The sequence below is a fragment of the Paenibacillus sp. FSL R5-0766 genome, assembly GCF_037971845.1.
Classification (GTDB): domain Bacteria; phylum Bacillota; class Bacilli; order Paenibacillales; family Paenibacillaceae; genus Paenibacillus.
Window position 1 is genome coordinate 2,009,532 of record NZ_CP150227.1, and the last position, 20,069, is coordinate 2,029,600.

The window sequence follows — 20,069 nt, forward strand, 5'->3', positions numbered from 1 at the left end:
TAAGCCTTGTCTCTTGCTATTTCGAGGATGAAGTAATAGAAAAAGCCTCTCCGGAGAGAGGCTTGGCCTTTACAAGCCTTTTGTTTTGTCATTGTTGTAGGATGAAGTGAGAATGCCTGTAATGAAGAGAGTCAATACGATTGCAATAATCCAGAATGTCAGTGAAAATGACATGCCCTTCGCACCTCCTGCACAAGCTCATTTTCTTCTATTATAACCATTATAGGTAGAAAAGAAATGCTTCACCCTATTATTTGTAAAATAAAAAGTGTGTGGGCACCGGTCTGAGGCTGCCATCTGAAGGGTTATTCACGACCCGATTATTCAGAATAAGCGAGGATGATCCACCGCCATCCAGATTATAGGCGTCGATCACCCCAAGCTTGTACAACCGCCCTTGCAACTCTTCAAGGGTAGCACCGGAACTTCCGCCCTCATTATAACCGTCAACTACAATAATCAATAACTGATCATCCTTATAATTGCCAATGACTGTACGTGGTGCTCGTTTGGGTGATACCTTCCACTTGTCGGGAATTGCAGTTTTACGTCCATTCTGTAGCAGCACGGGTACAAACGTAGCCCCAAATTGTGGTTGTAGGCGATCCAGTGAGTTTTTGTCGAAGAACTTGCCTCCGACCAGTTTGCCGGCATCGTTAAGTCCTACAAAAAACAGATCTTTGAAACTGGCTTGGAACCCGTTCACGTATTTCCCGTCCATGACGGTTGTGCTAAGTGGATAACGTTTGCCGCCACTGTCAGCAAATCCACCTGCGTTGATCCCGGCAATTGCGCCGTTACGCTTCACAGCATGCATGGTCGTCTCAGAACGCCCTGGTTCACTGTCTAGAGCCATCTGCATGGCCGTCGGGTCTTTTAGCTTGATCTTCATGGCATAGCCCTTATAGCTGCCAGGATTCACTCTGTACATTTCAATCGTTAACCGGTCACTGTCTACCCGTTCAAATGGAACGCCAAGCTTGGATGAAATCCGGTTGTTGTAAATCTTTTCCGGACGATCCGCTTGGGTGGAAGCCTTCTGCACAAGTGTAGACATCGTACTTGTTGTTTTATTATAGAGCTGTGTCGTTCTTTTAATAGAAGAAGAAGTCTGGACAGCAGCATCTTTTGCCCCCGCAAGCTCTTGGCTAATTGCTTGGGTCCGGGGTGTAATCGTATCCTCTGACAGTTCGGTAGGCATCAAACCTCCGGGTTCAAGTGGAGGACGAAGCAGGATCAGGCATAATATCAATCCAACAAAAGGAGCGAGTGCAAGCATAAAAAAACGATTAACCTGTTTGACGGGTGTAATCATTTGAGCAGGTCCATCTTTTTCTGGAGTGTCTCCAGTTGTTTTTTGACTTCGCTCAGCTGGGTATACAGTTTGTTGCTGTTATCCGTTTTGTCACTTGCATTATCCTTGGTGAAAGTCAGCAATTCATTGAAGGATTGAACCTGTCCCTGCAGGTCTTCTACTTCCTTTGATATCGTTGTTAGCTGATTTTCGTAGTCGGTTTTTAGCGCTGCAATCTGCTGCTGATTATGGGCTTGAAGCTGGTTAATCATCTGTTGCTGGAGATGGTTACTATAATAGTAGGTTCCAACGACTCCTAGTGCAATGAGAACAATCCACATTACCAGAAACAGCTTGATTGAAGATCCAGCCTTGCCTTTGGCGCTCCGGGTGTGATGGATGTCAGAGGACGGGGCAGATGGTTTCATATCATCACTCCTGGTCATTAATAGGTACAAAAAAATTTCCAGTCCTCATTCTATCATGCCCCTATTGATTACGCAAAAATGAAATTCTTTACTTAATAGAGTAAAAAGAGATTGCATCGGAAGGAAGTCCTAGGATACAATTTCTTATAGATGCAATAAGTAGGAACTTTGGGCAGGTTTTTCGACTTTTTTAGATAGAAATGCAGGAAATTTATACTATATTTTGACCTTTCCGGGAATGGGAAGATGGACGTCATGGTGTTTTTATAACAAAATACAGTGAAAATAGAGCTTTTTTATCGGCTTCCTCCTGTATTTTTCTGTTTTTCGACATAATCCGACCTATGCTTCTTCTATACTCGGATTGTCGCATAGACGATGAAATCATCATGACAGAATTTAAAAGTTATTTGTCCAATACATAACAGGGGGAACAACAATGAAAAAAGTATGGCAGGTGGTCATCATAGATATCCACCCCACCAGCATGCTCGGTACAAAATTGATTTTGGAAGAGCAGCAAGATCTGACGGTACGTGGCATGACTTCGACCGGAACAGAAGGGCTCGATCTGGTGAATATTCACCAGCCTGATCTGATTCTGATGGATTATCGTCTTCCGGAGGGTCAGGCAGATCAATATATTGCCCAGATGAAGAATCTGTCAGCTCACAGTCACATCATTATTTTGACGGATGAAGACAATGTGAAGCTGTTTCGTCATCTGATGAGCCTTGGTGCAAGCGGCATGTTATCCAAACAGGCTTCCCCTAGCCAGCTGATTCATCTGATCTCTGGGTTGCGTGAGGGCCATGTGTCCATTCCATTGTCGTGGTTAAACAGTGCGGAGTGGGCGCAACCTGTGGAGTCTCCGACAGAAGCACGTGTCATTGAATTAACAGAAACCGAAACTTTTATCATGGAAAGAATTGTTCAGGGTGTAACCTATGATAAAATAGCGAATGAGATCAACGTTAGCAGACGTTCCATTGATAATTACCTGCGTAAAATATACGTGAAGCTGGAAGTAAGCAGTAGAGCACAGGCCATTGAACGTTATGCCTTGCATGCAAGACAAGTGAAGACGGGATCCTGACGAAACAGGTTTGTTCTTCCCATGATCACAACAGTTCTGTATGCATCCGGTCATATTCGATGGCGAGCAGGAATAGGTTGTAGGGCTGCGGACTGCGAGTACAGTTTCGGAATAGGGATGAAAGGGGAACGGATCGATGAAATATTTCTTTGCTTCCCGTACCAACAGGCTTTTGTCATCACCACTGAGGGATATACGTGAGATGTCTGGCAGGGATTATTTCATTTCTCTGGCAGAAGAATTGCCTGCGGAGGAGTTGTTTCCTTTCAAATTGTTGGAAGAAGCAGCGGTATCTGTCTTTAGTTCAGGCCCCTCCGCATTGCAATATGGAGAGCCAGCAGGCTACACACCCCTAAGAGAGTGGTTGAACAAAGACTGGAATGCACGCAAAGGCATACGAACGGTACCCGAGCAGATTCTGTTGACCACTGGTACCCAGCAGGCCATCGATCTGGTGATGCGTCTATTGCTTGAGCCAGGAGATTCTGTACTGGTTGAACATCCCACATCTCCAGGCTGTCTTGAGGTTCTGGAGATGCAAGGAGCCAAGATTGTGCCTGTAATGGGTGATCGGGACGGCATACTGCCAGACCTTTTGGAGCATCACATGCAGCAGGTTAGACCGAAGCTGCTTTTTGCTGCACCCAGTTTCTCAAATCCGACCGGTGCTTTGTGGAGTATGGAGCGGCGGGAGGCTGTCCTTGAACTGTGTTCGCGCTATGGTGTACTGCTTGTGGAAGACGATTCATACGGGGAGCTCCATTTCGATGGCCTTGAGCCAACGGAATTCTATCGTAAATATCCTTCACTTTTTGCACTGGATACTGCCGATCAGGGTGGACATGTTCTCTACATTGGTTCGTTCAGCAAAACGGTAGCACCCGCTCTTCGAACCGGATGGGCTGCTGGACATCCTGCGCTGATTCAGGCCATGGCCTCGGTTAAACGAATTGCAGATGGTCAGTCCAGTCCGATGAATCAGCGTCTGTTGTATCAATTGCTTGCCCATTCCCCTTTTCGTTGGAGTGATCACCTATCCATGTTGAATCGGGAGTATAAGACAAGACTCAAACTGATGCTTGAACTGTTGAAAAGACCTGGCTGGAAAGGGTGTCAGTACAACATCCCTGAGGGCGGAATGTATCTGTGGGTACAGTTGCCTGAAGGATTGGATAGTGGCGCTCTGCTTAAAGCGGCTTTGCCCAAAGGTGTATCCTTTCTTCCTGGATCACTATGTTCGACAGGTGTACAGGATCAACGTTATATTCGATTGAACTTTAGCCATCCGGGCCGGGATGAATTGCTGCTTGGCATGAACCTGATCAGTGAAACCATTGCCGAATTTACGGCTCGTAGCTAAGTCAGATCAAAAATAGATTTTGTAGCAAAAATTAAAATGGGTTCATGACCAAAGTGATTACGTTATTGCATCCACTAACATTTTTATATATAATATGAATTAATGAGTTGTTGGTTTCTTTATATAAGCTACAATGGTGGCCAGTTCAGGAAAAGCACTCATATATTTTATCTAACGGGGGAAAATTCAACATGTCTAATATTTTATTTGTTAAAGCAAATGACCGTCCTGCAGATCAAGCAGTCAGCGTTAAATTGTACGATGCATTCTTGAGCGCATACAAAGAGTCCCACCCAGGTGACACAGTTACTGAGTTGGATCTCTACAATACAGAATTCCCATTCTATGGTAACACTGCTATCACAGGTACTTACAAAGCAGCTAACGGTTTTGAACTGACAGCTGACGAGCAAAAAGCAGCTTCACTTGCAGCACAATTGCAAGATCAATTCCTGGCAGCTGACAAAGTTGTATTTGCATTCCCACTGTGGAACTTCACTGTTCCAGCTCCATTGGTAAACTACATTGCTTACCTGAGCCAAGCTGGTAAAACATTCAAATACACTGCTGAAGGTCCTGTAGGACTTGCTGGCGACAAAAAAGTAGCTTTGCTTAACGCACGTGGTGGCGTATATTCCGAAGGTCCAATGGCAGCTGCTGAAATGTCCCTGAACTTCCTGAAAACAGTTCTCGGCTTGTGGGGCATTCAAAACCCAGAAGTGGTTATCGTTGAAGGACATAACGCTTCTGCAGATCGTGCTGAAGAAATCGTTACAGCAGGTCTGAAATTGGCTTCCGAAGTAGCAGTAAAATTCTAATAACACTCTTCTATATAGAACACATCAAAACACCTGTAGTCTCCAGTGGAGATTACAGGTGTTTTTTTGCATTCTCATTTTTTTCACATCCGTTACTTCAGATGATTCGGTTCAGATCTTGTCTGTATTTTTCAAGTAAAACTCCGCTGCTTCAGCGATGTGTGCAAGGTCGTCCTTATGTTCACCAGATACAGAATACGTTACATCGAGTTCATTAATGGTTCGTTCAATCATATCATTATCCTCAAGCATGTGTGCATGCTCGGTTAACGCCTGTACTCCCTTAATTGTCAGAATATACTTTCCGCGGGAGAGGCGTTCAAACCAGCCATAATAATTTTTTTGCAGAATCGCTGCGGCAGAACCTACACCTGTCTGTCTGGCAAGGTTGGCCGGAGAGGCTTCTCCGTTCGTCCGTAGAGCGGATGCGACACGTAAAGCCTTCTCACGATATGCTGTGACCAGCTGTCTTCGTGTGCTGCCTCCCGTATTGTAGTCTCCGCTGCGTTCGTCAAATTCCTTGAGCAATCGTTTCCGCCGAACACCGCTTTTGCGGGCAACTTGATTGGCGCTAGTAAGGGGCGTCTGGGTGGAAGGTTCGCACAATACATCAATCAGGGGAGGTTTGGTTTTGTAAAATGTGACCGTTAGCAGCCCCAGACCGAGCTGTCTGCATAATGCAGTCAGTTCGCTCCAGCGTTGGTTTGCGGCTCCGCGTTTACTGCGATTGCGCTCGACGGCCAGATACACGAACGGGCTAAGTTTCAAGCGCTGCATGCCCTGTAGCAACAAGGAGAGGTTAAATGTTTTTTTCATCTCCACAATGAGTGGTTCGTCCTGGTCCGATCTGACTCCGACGAGGTCACAATGTCTGACTTCCGCCTTGACGTCGAAGCCACGCTGCTCGAAGAAAGCCTTCACAGGCGAATATAATTCGGTTTCGTATTTCACTGCCATCGTCCGTGCTCCTTTCCAGAAGTGGCCTGTCTCTGACCATGTGTTGTCCGGTTTCCTAAATTTAGAACCCTCATTATATCATATTCGTTCTTTTTTTTCTGAAGGCACAAGATGTCTGATAGAACAGGGAAAAGCCAAAATTCGAAGCGGTTGATTGAAAAAAAGAGGTCAACTTATCCGAATTGCCGCATAGGTATGTAATACACTTTTCACAACAAAACAAGACGTTTGGACAGAGGGTGGCGGGACTACACAGTACCGCAAGATTGGTATTCAAGCAGGAGCCGCAATTCTATTGATTTCTTCATACCATTCGGAATGGTTGACAATCACACTAAAGGAGCCATGGGAGGTACCAAGCATGAATATTTTTGAACGCGTTGCGGAACATCGGGCAGAGAGTGACCGTTTGACATGGAACGGAACATTTGAAGATTATATTGCACTGCTGAGAGAGGACCCGACTCCGGCAATGACGGCTCACGCCAGAGTGTATGAGATGATTGAATCGTTTGGGGTTGAAGAAGTAGGCGGGCATAAGCGGTACAAGTTTTTTGAACAGGAAATTTTTGGGCTGGACCGTTCGATTGAAAAGCTGGTTGAAGAATACTTTCACTCGGCAGCACGTCGTCTGGATGTACGTAAACGGATCTTGCTCCTGATGGGTCCCGTAAGTGGAGGAAAATCGACACTGGTCACGCTGCTGAAGCGGGGGCTTGAACAGTTCTCACGGACAGAGAAAGGTGCCATATACGCCATTGATGGATGCCCGATGCATGAGGAACCGCTGCATCTGATCCCACTGGAGCTTCGTCCTGAAGTGGAAAAGGAAATTGGAGTCCGTATTGAGGGGAACCTTTGCCCATCCTGCCAGATGAGACTCCGTACCGAATATGGTGGTGATATCAGCAAGGTGCCGGTGGAACGGGTCATTGTTTCCGAAGATAATCGCGTGGGAATAGGAACGTTCAGCCCATCGGATCCGAAATCGCAGGATATTGCCGATCTGACGGGTAGTATTGACTTCTCCACCATTACGGAGTTTGGTTCCGAATCCGATCCACGTGCCTATCGTTTTGATGGGGAGTTGAACAAGGCAAACCGTGGGTTAATGGAGTTCCAGGAGATGTTGAAATGTGATGAGAAATTCCTGTGGAATCTTCTGTCGCTTACGCAGGAAGGGAACTTCAAAGCAGGACGCTTTGCCTTAATCAGTGCGGATGAGATGATTGTGGCGCATACGAATGAATCGGAGTATAAGTCATTTATCTCCAACAAGAAGAATGAGGCACTGCAATCCCGGATGATTGTCATGCCGATTCCGTACAATCTGAAAGTGTCCGAGGAAGAGAAAATCTATGCCAAGCTCATTCAGCAAAGTGACATGAAGCATGTTCATATTGCACCGCATGCCCTGCGGACTGCAGCCATTTTTTCGATACTTACCCGTTTGAAGGAAACGAAAAAACAAGGCATGGATCTTGTTAAAAAGATGCGCATGTATGATGGTGAAGAAGTGGAAGGATACAAAGAAGCCGATCTGCGCGAGATGCAAAATGAGTATTTGGATGAAGGGATGTCCGGCATTGATCCACGGTATGTCATTAACCGGATCTCCAGTGCTTTGATCAAGCAAAATCTTCAGTGCATTAACGCGCTGGACATTCTGCGTGCCATTAAGGACGGTCTGGACCAACATGCTTCGATTACGAAAGAAGAGCGTGAGCGTTATCTGAACTTCATTGCTCTTGCACGCAAGGAGTATGACGAACTGGCCAAGAAGGAAGTGCAGAAAGCATTTGTGTACTCATTCGAGGAGTCGGCAAGAACGCTATTCGAGAATTACCTGGATAACATTGAAGCATTCTGCAACTGGTCCAAAATTCGTGATCCGCTCACAGATGAAGAAATGGACCCGGATGAGCGTTTGATGCGTTCCATCGAGGAGCAGATCGGCATCTCCGAGAATGCAAAGAAAGCGTTCAGGGAAGAGATTCTAATCCGAATCTCGGCTTACTCTCGTAAGGAGCGCAAATTCGAGTACAGCAGCCATGACCGTCTGCGTGAAGCGATTGAGAAGAAGTTGTTTACCGATCTGAAAGACATCGTCAAGATTACAACCTCAACCAAAACACCAGATGCAACACAATTGAAACGAATGAATGAAGTCATTAAACGCTTAATTGAAGAGCATGGATATACCGCAGCCAGCGCCAATGAACTGCTCCGTTATGTTGGAAGTCTGCTTAATCGCTAATCGGCAACGAACCATTCCGGATCAGGCTTCTGATGTCTGCTGTGAGGCTCCTTCACAGCAGAGTCAGGGCCTTTTTAATTACATGAAGATCATATTAGTCTAAAAAGCTGACAAATAAGGTTAATTTTAAAGAGAATTAGTTCTAATGGTATATGTATGTTTAGGTATTTTAGTCTATAATATGATACATATATTTACAATTTAAAGTAATGGTGTTTATTAAGGAGCTGACTGAACCAGATATGAGCAGTATTTCCGCAACAAGACAGAAGCAACTTGATTACATGGGATTAACCGCAGGGGATTTAAAACTGCTTGCCGATCATCGGCCTGTTTTTAAAAAAGTCGTTAATGAAGTGGTGGATCATTTCTACAATCATGTGGGGAATTATCCTGATCTGGTAGATCTGATCGCAAGATTCTCTTCCATTGAACGTTTAAAAGAGACGCAGAAGATGTACTGGTTATCGATGACGGATGGAATCGTGGACGACGCATACATTGAGCAACGGATTGCAATTGGGCTTGTACATTCACGGATTGGTCTGTCCGAAGATTATTATCTGGGTACCTATATGGTATACCTTGATATTGCAACGAGCATATTCCAGCAGGTGATCCCTGATTCCTGGCATCCTGTCATTCAGGCGCTCAGCAAAATGTTTAATCTGGATTCACAGCTTGTCCTTGAAGCCTATGAGAAGAAAGAAAAAGAAAAGTTACATCAGCTTGCCGATGACCAACAACATACTTTGCAGGCTATTACGCAGATTACCCAAGAGCTTACAGGCATGATTAGTGAATTAAATGAAAGTGCAATGGCTATATCGAGTGTAGCCAAAGAAACAGCGGCTTCTCAGGATCAGGCTCAAGTTCTGCTCACGGAATTGACAGGGGAGATCCAGCAGATAGGAAAAATGGGTGAATTGATTCGCGAGATATCGGATCAGAGTCATCTTGTCGGCCTGAATGCAGCGATTGAAGCTGCTCATGCAGGAGAGTTCGGACGTGGTTTCGAAGTAGTTGCCAGTGAGGTGCGCAAGCTTGCAGCCAGTTCTCGGGATGCCCAAGGTAAAATTCAGTCCAATCTGGAGCAGATCATGAAGAAACTGAGCAGTGTGCAGCAGGAGTCGGATCATACGTCACGCGGAGCACGTAGCCAAGCTTCACGCTCGGCTGAACTCGCTGTATTTGCAACAACAATGGAGAAACTGTCTCTGGATTTGAAGAATCTGGAACAGCAGGAATAGAGCTTAAAAGCATTAGGAACCTTCCATACCGTTTCAGGCTGTTTTAGGCTATAATGGGTAGACAAACCTGCCGATGTTATAGAAAATGCAGCCGGAGACAGGGGATTTGAAGAGGTTGAGGTGATCAGATGGCTTCTATCCATGATGTAGCCAAGGAAGCGGGAGTATCTGTTGCAACCGTTTCCAAAGTGATAAACGATTATCCTGATGTAAGTGAAAAAACACGCAAAAAAGTCAATATAGCCATCGAATTATTGAAATATCAACCCAATGTGGTCGCACGTGGACTTGTCAAACGCCGTTCATGGACGGTGGGAGTACTGTTAACGGTCCCGTTTACGAACCCTTTTGTGTCGGAGTTGCTGGAAGGGATCAAGACAGCGCTGGAGAACAGTGGATATGATCTGGTTCGGTTGTCTACTCGATTCGATGATCCGGCGTACTCGTTCATCAAACATTGCCGCAGTCGTAATGTGGATGGCGTTGTGGTATTCGGGGAAGGCAGAGAAAACGCGAGTATTCAGGAACTGGTGGATGCAGAGATTCCAACGATGTTTATCGATACGGATATGTTGGGCAAGCGTGCCGGTTATATTACTACGGATAACGCAAACGGGATCTCGATGGGAGTCAAACATCTGCATGAGCTTGGGCACCGCAAAATTGCCTATATCTCAGGGACACTTGGACCTGCCGTAGCCAATCTGCGATTGGAAGGATATCGGGAAGGGCTGCGAGAATGCGGCATCCCGTATTCTACGGTATATCTGGAAGTCTGCGATTATTCCTTCGACGGAGGAAGCAAGGCTGCTCGGCGATTGCTGGCACTTCAGGATCAACCAACGGGGATTGTCTGTGCATCAGACATGTCTGCTTTTGGTGCGATTCATGAAATTGAAAAGCATGGACTGAGTGTACCAGAAGATATCTCGGTTGTCGGGTTCGATAACACGTATTATGCTGAGGTATTCAAACCGGGGTTGACCACGGTGAATCAGAATATCTATTCCATTGGCATTAAGTCCATCGAATATCTGATTGCCATGATCGAGAATCCGTCTTATTCTCCTCCCGTGGTGACGGAACCTTCCAATCTGGTTGTCCGTCAGACGACAGCACCTTTAAAAACCTAAAGACGTTGACACGGAGCACAGCTAACAAGCTGTGCTTTTTGTCGTTTTATATTATTGTGAAGATTTTAGAATAAGTCCTATAGTTTAACGGGTAAACAAAGTCCGTTGGCAATCGTATAATGAAAGTGCTTACAATTTCTGTTGGAATAACGTCTTTCCAATCCTGAACAACGATCTTGTAAAGGGCTGGCGCATGACAGAACAAAGGTTACTATTCACAAACAAACAACCAACCAAGGAGGAGATCGGATGCATTTGAGAAAATGGTGGAGCTTGTGCTTGTCGGCTGTATTGATCTTCAGTTTGTTCCCAAGTGTGGGAACAGGAGGGACACGTGCTGCGGCTGCGGACGTTAAGACTGGTGATGATGAAGTACTGTTTGAGGCTAATTTTGAAGATGGTGTGTTGGGACAATGGCGTCCACGTGCGAGTGAAAAGCTTGATATCGTAGCGCAAGTAGGTCACGACAGTACACGCAGTCTGAGAACCTCTTCACGTACCGAAACGTTCCATGGACCCTTAATTGAAGTAATAGACCATGTACAGAAGGGCAGCACGGTTCATATTTCTTTTTGGGCCATGTATGATGAAGGGCCGGACAGTCAGGTCATTAACGGTTCACTGGAGAAAGAGTACAATAACGACGCTTCAAGTCGAGAATATGCTACGTTTGCCTCTGCAACTCTGAACAAGGGACAGTGGAAAAAAATCGAGGCGGATGTGGTGATCCCTGGAGAAAATAGCGGCATCACCGGATTCCGGATGTATGCAGAGACACCTTGGAAGACGTCAGCGGAAGTGACGCCGGCGGATACGATTACTTTTTACGTGGATGATGTACTGATTACGGAAGCCGAAAAAATTGAAATAGAGTCGAACATTCCGAATCTAGTGGATGTTGTGGGTCAACACTATGCAATGGGAGCGGCAATCGACCAGTCTGCACTGGATGCGGAAGATCCGCATTCCCAGCTGTTGACGAAACATTTTAATAGTATTACAGCTGGAAACTTTATGAAAATGGATGCGATGCAGCCTCAGGAAGGACAGTTTGTCTGGTCAGAGACAGATCGCCTGGTGGAGTTTGCCGAAGCAAATGACATGGAAATCAGAGGTCATACGCTGTTATGGCATAGTCAGGTGCCAGAGTGGTTCTTTACAGATCCAAACGATGCTTCGAAACCTGCCACGCGGGAACAGTTGCTTGCACGGATGAAAACCCATATTCAAACCATCGTGACCCGCTACAAAGGAAAGGTTCATACATGGGATGTCGTCAATGAAGTCATCTCGGATGGAGGCGGCTTGCGGAATGAGGCCAGTAATTCCAAGTGGAGAGATATTATTGGGGATGTAGATGGCGACGGAGATGACAGTGATTACATTGAGCTGGCTTTCCGTTATGCGCGTGAGGCTGACCCCGATGCTGTACTGGTGATTAACGATTATGGAATGGAGGGCAATGGAAACAAGGTAAATGATATGGTGAAGCTTGTAGAGAAGCTGCTTGCCAAAGGAACACCGATTGATGCGGTTGGATTCCAGATGCATGTGTCGATGTACGGACCGGATGTAAAGCTCATTCGTGAGGCTTTTGAGAAAGTGATCGCTCTTGGTGTGAATGTACAGGTTACAGAGCTGGACGTTTCGATCTATTCAAGTAATTCTGAACTGGAGATGCCTGTCACAGATGAATTAATGCTGCAACAAGCTTATCGTTATCGTGAACTGTTCGACCTGTTCGACGAGTTGGGAAAACGCGGCGTAATGGACAGCGTTACAGTATGGGGACTTGCGGATGATGGTACATGGCTTGACAATCATCCAGTCAAAGGACGCAAAGATGCACCATTGTTATTTGATCGTAAATTAAAAGCGAAACCGGCCTATTGGGCACTGGTGGATGCTACCACTCTTCCGATCTATCGTAATGAATGGACAGGATTGAAGGCCAGCCCTTCTTTCCCGAATCACAAAGGACAGGAAGATATTCTTTGGGGTGCTGTGAAAGGACTCGAAATTAATCATCTGGCAGATGGTACATCTGCGGTTACGGGTGAGGCTCGTATGATGTGGGATGCCAAAAAGGTGAATTTACGAGTGGAAGTGAAGGATACCACACGTCGCAAAGGGGATCAGGTGCAGGTTTTCCTCGCGGAAGAAGTCAAGGGGACAGGTGCTGCAACTTCTGAAGCTGATCTGTCTGCCAAGAAGAAAAATCCGCCGTCTGCAAATGGTCAATATACATTTAAACGGGATGGCGGTAAAGGCAAAGATAAAAATACTTACAACGTACAGGAGACAAAAACCGGTTATGTTGTATACGCATCACTGCCTATGTCAGCTGCTCTACTTACCGAAGGCCAGGTCTTGTCTCTGGATTTTCGGATTACGGATGAACACGCTGCTGGAAAGACAGCGACCATCGTTTGGAATGATATTTCCAATCAGCAGCCCGACAAACCAGCCAACCGGGGCAAACTGAAGCTCGGTTCTGTTTTGAAACAAACCAAGGTCACTTATGGCAAACCTGTAATTGATGCGAAAAAGGATAACGTCTGGAAAAAGGCTGCATCTGTTAAAACGGATGTCTGGGTGGTCGGAAACTCCGGTGCAACGGCGACTGCACAGCTGTTATGGGATGAGAAATACCTGTACGTATTGGCAGATGTGAAAGATCCTTTGCGAAGCAAATTAAGTTCTAATGCACATGAGCAGGATTCAATCGAGATTTTTATCGACCCGAGCAAAGATCAGACAACATTCTATCAGGAGGATGACGCCCAGTACCGGGTCAATTTTGATAATGAGGCTTCTTTTGGAGGAAATGCACGGAAAGAAAGTTTCAAATCAGCTACCCGATTAACAAGCGGAGGGTATACAGTGGAAGTGGCAATCCCACTAGATAGCGTTCGTGCTGAAGGGCAAAGATGGATTGGATTTGATCTGCAAGTTAATGATGATGGCGCGGGGGATGGCAAGCGAAGCAGTGTGTCCATCTGGAGTGATTCATCAGGTAATTCTTATCAAGATACTTCCGGTTTTGGCAGTCTGTTATTGACTCGCAAATAGAATATTTTGTTGTGAATTAGAATATGAAAATGTTAGCTAATCAACATCGTATATCTGGAAATAAGTGTTGATTTTAAGGGCTGGGACGTTTAGACTATATACATTCAAATAAACGGGTTCCAATGTATGACAACGGCTTCAACCAAGCCTGTGGTCACGAGTCAAATGATGCGGAGGGAGTGCCTGTCATCCAGACAGCGCACTCGCTTCTTTTTTACATTTTTGCATACATACAAGGCATTTCCCGGTCGAAAGGACAGAGTGAGTGGAGCACCTACATGGTACGTACAACTTAGAACTTGTTATTTTATCCTATATTATTGCATCGTTAGCTTCATACGCTGCCCTTGACCTTGCAGGCCGTGTAAGTCAGGCTAGCGGGATGGCGCGGAATGTATGGCTTACCTGCGGTGCAGTCTCGATGGGGCTGGGAATCTGGTCCATGCATTTCGTAGGTATGCTGGCTTTTGTTCTGCCTACGCAAGTCTCCTATTCCACCGGTAAGGTTGTTTTATCTGTTCTACTTGCTATTGTCGCATCAGGGGTGGCCTTGAACATTGCGGGTAGACAATCGGGCAGGATAAGCCAGCTCATAATTGCTGGAGTGCTGATGACAGCGGGGATCAGCTCGATGCATTATGTGGGAATGGCAGCGATGTCAACTCCGGTTACGTATGAACCAGGCAGAGTAGTGTTATCCATTCTGATTGCAGCGCTTGCTTCCTTTGCGGCATTGTGGCTCATGTTTTTCTTCCGTTATCATCAATCAAGACATACCTGGGTTTACAAGATGGGCAGCGGTCTCATTATGGGGATTGGAATCTCTGGCATGCATTATACCGGGATGTCAGCCGCACATTTCCATCATTCACATGGCTCGATGGTAAGTTCAGGTATGCAGATTGAGCCAGGCATTCTCGCCTACTTGATCGCATCGGGCACATTTATTGCTTTGGGTTTGACGTTGTTTGGCATATTTATCAATCAGCGAATGACACAGAAAGATCGACGGATTCATGAGAATGAGCAATGGTATCAGGCCCTGTATCATAACCATTCGGATGCCATTATTTCAGTGAACAAGGAAGGTATTGTCAAAGGCATTAATGCTGCTGTAACAACAATCACCGGATATCCTGAAAAAGGGGTCATGGATCGTTCCATTGATGAGATCGCTCAGCAAATCGATATAGAGTGGATAAGTGAATTTGATTCCATCGATTGGGATGATCATGGGCTGGAGCAGGCGCACTACATGGCCAAAATGAGAGACGTACAGGGTGAACTTCTGGACCTTAGTATTGTTGTAGTTCCTGTTGTCATTGATGGCAGACATGTGGGAAGTCACATTTTGATCAAAGACATTACGGAGGAGAAGCAGGCTCAGGAGAACATTCGTCACCAGGCTTTGCATGATCCGCTCACGGGGCTGCCCAATCGGCGCAAGTTGGATGATGTACTGGCTCTCACGATTCAAGTTTCGGAAGAAAAAGGGAATTCTTTTGCAGTTATGGTGATGGATATAGACCGTTTCAAGATGATTAATGACTCGCTGGGACATTCCGTTGGGGATATATTTCTAAGAGAAGTCAGCAGCCGGATCATGAAAGCGATCGAAGCTTCTGATCCGATGGCGGTGGAGAATGTCATGCTGGCCCGAATGGGCGGAGACGAGTTCACAGTAGTTGTAACCGATGATCAAGCGACTGAGGTTCGAGTGGCAGAACTTGCAAAACAGATTGTTGAAGCCATTCAGTTACCTTATCGACTGAAGGAGAATGACTTTTACGTAACCGCCAGCATTGGAATCGCGATGTACCCGGATCATGGAGTGGGCGTGGATGCTTTGCTGAAACATGCGGATTCCGCCATGTATGAAGTGAAGAAAAACGGCAAAAACGGTTTCCAATTCTACACGGCCCAACTGGATTCAGAACTATATGAACGCATTGAGCTGGAGGGTTATCTTCGTAAAGCGTTGGAACGCGATGAGATGGTCCTGTACTATCAACCACAGATTCGTACCGAGGATAGCCGCATGATTGGTGTGGAGGCTCTTATTCGTTGGAATCATCCACTCAAAGGTCTGCTCGCACCCAATGTGTTCATTCCGCTTGCAGAAGAGACAGGCATGATCTATGAGATTGGCAACTGGACGCTGAGGGAAGCGTGCAGACAGATGAAGCTCTGGCACGCCAGTGGCGGACCCCTCATTCCGGTATCGGTTAACTTGTCCAGCCAGCAGTTTCACCAATCCAACTTGGTAGAACAGGTCAAGAATGCACTCTTGGAGACAGGGCTGGATGCTCAATATCTTGAACTGGAAATAACAGAGAGCATGATGATGGATGCAGCAGTTTCCACGGCGATCCTTAATGAATTGACAGCACTGGGTGTCAAGATCAGCCTGGATGATTTTGGTACGGGATACAGCTCACTCAGTTATCTGAAACATTTCCCGATTAACAAGCTCAAGATTGATCGTTCGTTTGTGACGGACATTACAGAGAGTCACAGCGATCAAGCCATTGTGGCGACCATTATATCAATGGCACAGAATCTCAAGATGGAAGTCATTGCGGAAGGCATTGAGACGAAAGGCCAACTGGATATTCTGATGCAGAATGACTGCCGGGAGATTCAGGGATATTATTTCAGTCGTCCACTGCCAGCAAGTGAAGTGGAGCATGATTTCTTTGTGCCGCTGCGATTGCAGGGTAATGGTACACCGCCGGTACCATCCTAATTTTATGTATGCCAAGCGGCAAGTTCCCGTGTATGTCGGGAACTTGCCGCTTTTTTTGTTTTTTTATGGTATGTCGCCATCCTTCATACGTGATACGAAGGTTCTCTTTTTTAAAAGGGAAAGGGCTGTTGGAACCTCACATAAACTTGCGGTGGTGTTTCTTACCATCATACGTAAACCAGATCGGCTTATCCTCGACACGTGTCTCCACATGTACGGTACGTCCCCAGAGGCGATACAGATAAGGCAGGGTGCGTTCCATATATTTCAGATCCAGCTCGATGCCCTCATATTGATGTTTTAGTACGAGTTCACCGGTCCGCAGATAGTCAGCATCTTGCACAACCAGATAAGGGGAGCCTCCGTTGACACGTGAAAATACGAGCTGATCCCGTATGTTCTCCCAGGACTTGTCGGTAATGGTCGAGATCCTCGGTTAATTGTTTGGTCATGTAATTGCGGATAAAAGAGGTATCGGAATCGAATTCACGCACTTCGAACATTTTGGCACGACCTTGCCCTGGTTTGCGGCCCCAACGTTCCTGTTCTTCACGGGTTGGGTTATCCCAGCGCCGTTCAATATCCTCGAAAATCTTCAATCCCAAATAATATGGATTCAGACTTTGTTTGGATGGCTGCACCACGGAGGAGTTGAGCTTGGCGAATTCGATCGTATCCTCACTGTTCAGATCGAGTTCACGGATAATGCGTTGATGCCAGTAGGATGCCCAGCTCTCGTTGAGCTAAGGTGCTGATTTTTTGTACATAAGCAATGCAGGAAAAAAGTCCTATTGTGTAGAAATATGTAACTTATAGCATCTTCCAGCTTTAATAAAATGCAAAGGTGGGCACTATAGTGAAATTTCATGGTTCAAAATGGTGGAAATTTGATTTTCACACTCATACTCCTGTATCAAGCGATTACGGAAAGGGTCCAGACCAAGAGACACTAAAAGCACGTGAACCACGTCAGTGGTTAATGGATTATATGGCAAAAGAAGTTGATTGTGTAGCTATAACAGATCATAATTCAGGGGAATGGATTGATACTCTAAAGAATGAACTAAATCTTATGAGAGAAGAGCAAGTGGGTGGGTATAGAGAATTAACCATTTTTCCTGGAGTTGAAATAACAGTTCATGGGAATATACATCTTTTAGCAATATTTGACCCCTCTGAAGATTCTACGCGTATAACTAAGCTTTTAAGTGAATCTAAGTACGAGGGTACATATGGTGATTCTGATAGTTGTACAAGTAAATCATTTAATGATGTTGTCGATATCATTCATGGAATGAAAGGATTGGCTATACCTGCACATGTTGATATCGATAGAGGTTTGTTTGTGGAGGAAGAAGGGAATTCTTTAAGAAAATGCTTAAGTGCTAATGGGCTGCTTGCGATGCAACTGTGTGATCTTAAGTTTGAAGTACCTCAAATATATAAGGATATGAAATTAAAACTGACTGAAGTCGCAGGATCTGATAGCCATCGTCCCGAAAATGTTGCCTCAAGTTTCACGTGGGTGAAAATGGAAGTTCCTAATTTAGAGGCGTTGAGGCTTGCTTTACACGATGGTGATGATGGAATTATTCGAAGTGATGCAAATGTTGACAATCCAAATGATACACATGACCGATTTTTTATTAATTCGATTGAGATAACCCATGGAGCAAAAGCAGGAAGACGTACGCCGCTTAAAGTTGAGTTTAGCCCTTGGTTAAATACAGTAATTGGTGGCAGAGGGTCTGGTAAATCCAGTCTAATAGAGTATATGAGACTCCCTTTGAGTAAAACGACAGGTCTTCCACAAAAAGTAAGTGACGAATTTAAAGAATTTAATCAGGTTCCGAAAGAAAGAGGAAGACCTGGTATGCTGACTTCTACCACAAATGTAAGAGTGGAGATGCAGAAAGATGGGAGAAATATTGCACTATCGTGGTCAAATAATAAAATAATAGAAGAACATAAAAATGAACAAGGAGAATGGGAACAAAAAGAAGAAAGTAGTAATATTGACTCAAGGTTTCCGATAAGAATATTCAGTCAAAAACATCTGTATTCACTAACAGAGGATCCAAACCATATCTTGAATATAATTGATCAGCAATTAGATAAAAATGAGTGGTTGGAGAGAAAAGAAGAGCTCACACAAAAATTCTTACACTCAAGAAATAAGCAGCGAGACCTTATACTAAAAATTAATACTAAAGGAAATTTAAAATCTGAGTTAGATGATGTAGTTGCAAAAATGAGGATTTTTGAGGATTCCGGACATAAAGACTTACTTGAACGTTATCAAAAATCCCAAGCACTAAACGAAAAAATCAATTATGAGATCGGGAAAATATCCAAACTTAACAAGGAATTGGATATTATCGGTTTTCCGGATCTGACCATTGATTCAGACAGTTGTTTAGGCTTAGATACTGAATCTTTAGATCAATTAAAGGAGAAAGCGACTGAATATAATGAGATTACTTCGCGAATAAAGGAAATGATCTTGTCATTAAAAACACTTGAAAACCGATTTGTTGAAACTGCATCTAAGATTCCTTGGCATGAGAGTCGTATAGAGCATCAAGAAAAATACAATGAACTCGTTAAACGATTAGAGGAAAATGGGGAAAAGAACCCGAATGCGTATGGACAACATGTATTGAGGAAGAGAGAACTCGAAGAAAAAATTAATGAAATTGAAAAAATAGAAGGGGAATATACAAAACAAAGTGAGGAGTCAAGGCTATTATATGTAGAAATACATCGGCATGAGAAGAAACTAAGAACCGAGCGAGAAAATGCAATTAAAAAATGGCAAGGTTCAAACCCTCATATTAGAATTCATCTGAAAGTTATGGGTGATATTAACAATGCTGAAGAGAGCTTTAGAAGTTTAATAAGAAAATCAGGAAGCGAATTTTCAAAAGATATTTTGGAACGTGACGATGATGGGATTCCCAAAAATGGACTTATTTTTGACATTTTGAGTTCTGAAAATCCTTGGAAAGAACGTGCTGACGTAATAAAAAAAGTTGTTACTGTTACAGAACAAGAATCCAATGGATTTGGTAAACCTTTCGCAAAACATCTTAATTCCCTACACTTAAAGACACCTGAGGACAACGATAGAATGTATTTATGGTTTCCTGAAGATAAAATTGATCTGAAATTGGTATCAAATCGTAAAGAAGAAGATATAGAAACTGGTTCTGCTGGACAAAGGACAGCGGCTATGTTATCTCTGATGCTACTACTTGATGACTCACCAATAATTATTGATCAACCTGAGGAAGATCTGGATACCAAGAGGATTACTGATTTAGTTGTCACTAGTCTAAGAGAATTCAAAAAGAAGCAACAAGTTATAGTGATAACTCATAATCCGAACATACCGGTAAATGGTGCTTCTGAAAATATAATTCAAATGAATTTTGCTGGAGGACAGATTCAAAAGCTAATAAGTGGAGCGTTACAGAAAACGGATGTACGTGAGGCAGTTTGCGAAGTCATGGAAGGAGGAAAAGATGCTTTAGATAAGCGGTATTTTAGAATTTCTAGAGCGCTTGAGGAATAATGTTACTGCCGACTATTGTGTCGGCAGTTTTTTTAACTTAAACACAACAATAGGAGTAGAGTATGCTGTTTTCATATCATACAA

Annotated in this window: 12 protein-coding genes and 1 pseudogene; 9 read left to right on the forward strand and 4 right to left on the reverse strand. The window is 44.5% G+C overall.

The genetic code is table 11. The features are described 5' to 3' along the window. Window positions 1–250: 250 nt before the first annotated feature. Window positions 251–1,315 carry a phosphodiester glycosidase family protein gene (locus MKY66_RS09170; RefSeq protein WP_076209160.1) on the reverse strand — a complete coding sequence of 355 codons (1,065 nt, stop codon included), beginning with the start codon at window positions 1,313–1,315 and terminating at the stop codon, window positions 251–253. Next, a complete protein-coding gene (locus tag MKY66_RS09175) occupies window positions 1,312–1,722 on the reverse strand; it encodes a uroporphyrinogen-III C-methyltransferase (protein WP_017689578.1) in 411 nt (136 codons plus the stop codon). The genes MKY66_RS09170 and MKY66_RS09175 overlap by 4 nt, the downstream gene beginning before the upstream one ends. A gap of 439 nt (window positions 1,723–2,161) precedes the next feature. On the opposite strand from MKY66_RS09175, the gene MKY66_RS09180 reads away from it, so the two are divergent. From MKY66_RS09180 to MKY66_RS09190, 3 genes are all read left to right on the forward strand, one after another. Then, window positions 2,162–2,818 carry a response regulator transcription factor gene (locus tag MKY66_RS09180; RefSeq protein ID WP_017689577.1) on the forward strand — a complete coding sequence of 219 codons (657 nt, stop codon included), beginning with the start codon at window positions 2,162–2,164 and terminating at the stop codon, window positions 2,816–2,818. A gap of 136 nt (window positions 2,819–2,954) precedes the next feature. Continuing rightward, window positions 2,955–4,178, forward strand: coding sequence for a PLP-dependent aminotransferase family protein (locus MKY66_RS09185; RefSeq protein WP_076209159.1), 1,224 nt, complete (start codon window positions 2,955–2,957; stop codon window positions 4,176–4,178). A gap of 191 nt (window positions 4,179–4,369) precedes the next feature. After that, window positions 4,370–4,996, forward strand: coding sequence for an FMN-dependent NADH-azoreductase (locus MKY66_RS09190; RefSeq protein WP_036610012.1), 627 nt, complete (start codon window positions 4,370–4,372; stop codon window positions 4,994–4,996). Window positions 4,997–5,107: 111 nt separating this feature from the next. Here the strand turns inward: MKY66_RS09190 and MKY66_RS09195 are convergent, their stop codons facing one another. After that, window positions 5,108–5,953, reverse strand: a complete 846-nt coding sequence (locus MKY66_RS09195) for a DUF2161 family putative PD-(D/E)XK-type phosphodiesterase (RefSeq protein WP_076209158.1) — start codon at window positions 5,951–5,953, stop codon at window positions 5,108–5,110. A gap of 361 nt (window positions 5,954–6,314) precedes the next feature. Between MKY66_RS09195 and MKY66_RS09200 the strand changes: the two genes are divergently transcribed. The 5 genes from MKY66_RS09200 to MKY66_RS09220 all read left to right on the forward strand — a co-directional run bounded on the left by MKY66_RS09200 (window position 6,315) and on the right by MKY66_RS09220 (window position 16,411). Then, complete coding sequence (locus tag MKY66_RS09200; protein ID WP_036610009.1) at window positions 6,315–8,210, forward strand: PrkA family serine protein kinase; 1,896 nt, start codon at window positions 6,315–6,317, stop codon at window positions 8,208–8,210. A 242-nt stretch (window positions 8,211–8,452) separates the two neighbouring features. Next, the gene (locus MKY66_RS09205) at window positions 8,453–9,460 is read left to right on the forward strand and encodes a globin-coupled sensor protein (RefSeq protein ID WP_076209157.1); all 1,008 of its coding nucleotides are present in this window, start codon (window positions 8,453–8,455) and stop codon (window positions 9,458–9,460) included. A gap of 128 nt (window positions 9,461–9,588) precedes the next feature. Further along, window positions 9,589–10,593: a LacI family DNA-binding transcriptional regulator gene (locus MKY66_RS09210; protein ID WP_076209156.1), complete on the forward strand. Its 1,005-nt coding sequence runs from the start codon at window positions 9,589–9,591 to the stop codon at window positions 10,591–10,593. Between the two features lie 249 nt (window positions 10,594–10,842). Continuing rightward, window positions 10,843–13,665, forward strand: a complete 2,823-nt coding sequence (locus MKY66_RS09215) for an endo-1,4-beta-xylanase (protein WP_076209155.1) — start codon at window positions 10,843–10,845, stop codon at window positions 13,663–13,665. Between the two features lie 265 nt (window positions 13,666–13,930). Beyond that, on the forward strand, window positions 13,931–16,411 hold the full coding sequence (locus MKY66_RS09220) for an EAL domain-containing protein (RefSeq protein ID WP_076209154.1): 2,481 nt from the start codon (window positions 13,931–13,933) through the stop codon (window positions 16,409–16,411). Between the two features lie 136 nt (window positions 16,412–16,547). On the opposite strand, the pseudogene MKY66_RS09225 reads toward MKY66_RS09220, so the two are convergent. Next, a pseudogene (locus tag MKY66_RS09225) lies at window positions 16,548–17,154 on the reverse strand (SpoVR family protein); the annotation flags it as partial. 113 nt (window positions 17,155–17,267) lie between these two features. On the opposite strand from MKY66_RS09225, the gene MKY66_RS09230 reads away from it, so the two are divergent. Next, a complete protein-coding gene (locus MKY66_RS09230) occupies window positions 17,268–19,985 on the forward strand; it encodes a TrlF family AAA-like ATPase (RefSeq protein ID WP_076209153.1) in 2,718 nt (905 codons plus the stop codon). Window positions 19,986–20,069 lie beyond the last annotated feature (84 nt).